This window comes from Priestia veravalensis (assembly GCF_001457055.1).
GTDB lineage: Bacteria > Bacillota > Bacilli > Bacillales > Bacillaceae_H > Priestia > Priestia flexa.
In genome coordinates this window covers 1-1,084 of sequence record NZ_KQ758771.1, presented here as the reverse complement: position 1 = coordinate 1,084, position 1,084 = coordinate 1, and the positions used below count along the sequence as shown (strand labels likewise).

The 1,084-nt window shown below is 32.2% G+C and carries 2 protein-coding genes; both read right to left on the bottom strand.

The window, feature by feature from the left end; all coding sequences use genetic code 11:
* Nucleotides 1-443: MerR family transcriptional regulator (locus AS180_RS21335; RefSeq protein ID WP_062687480.1), on the bottom strand; the 443-nt coding region annotated here is incomplete at its 3' end.
* A gap of 206 nt (nucleotides 444-649) precedes the next feature.
* Nucleotides 650-1,084: hypothetical protein (locus AS180_RS23395; RefSeq protein WP_175384231.1), on the bottom strand; the 435-nt coding region annotated here is incomplete at its 5' end.

Here is a 1,084-nt window from a genome sequence, read left to right as displayed (position 1 = left end):
ATGTTCTGTACTTCATTTTTAAATAGCTGTTCTTGCTGTTGAAGAAGTTTTACAAAGCGTTGCTCTTGTTCTTTCAACAAAACATTCATTAAGGTCATAGCGTCATGACTATCTGAATCCTCATCCTTTATGACGTCATGCCCCTTGTTATTCGATAAAGTTACATGGTCATGACTACTACCACCAGATTGATTTTGATAAGTACGGCCTATTTTTTTAGCTACTGATTCAATCGTCATACCGTCATAACTAATAAGCTCTAGGAACATTTCCAAAGCCTTTATATCCTTTTCTGTATAAAGCCTGTGTCCCATGTTATTTTTCTGAAAAACATAGCCTTCTTTTTCGAGACTAGAAATATACTTTTTAAAAACAGAATCTTTTAAGTTTAATTTTCTTAACACTTCGCCTGTTTTATAAACTAAGTTATCTATTTCAGACATACCGTCATGCCCCCTTAATTACTCATTCGTCATGACGTCATAATAGCCCTTCAACCAGCTTGGCCGCAACGAATAGTTTCTATCTGACAACTGGTAAATATCGTCATATAGATATCTAGTAAGTTTATTAAACAGGTAAATTGTATATAGTTTGTAAGTTTATATAAAATCGTATGATTACAGAGAAAATGAACTAGGTAAAATTATTAAACACCTATAACATCAGCAAATAAGCTGAGCGAAGGTACTTTTTTGTTTTCGCTAGGCTTGTCCAATAGTATTAATGCTCGTGTAATCGCTTGTTGATCTTTTACAATATCTTTTGTATCTTCGCGTTCAGATAATTGGTTATAAGCAATGGTATAGGCGATCTTATTCATTTGTTCAGCAGTTAGATTACGTCCCTCTTTTATGTAATCTACAAGCTTATCAAAAGCAATATGAGCAATTGTTTGCATGATATCTTTATCGATATGTACATCTAATTTTTTCATTGCGAGCCATACACGTCCGTATAATATTTTAATTTTGTCACCAAGAAATGCTTGATAGTGTTGTAAATGTTTTGGAACAAGTTTTATATATGGAGTACGTTTAGATGCTTTTGTCATATTTAGATGATTAATATTATGTATTTGTTT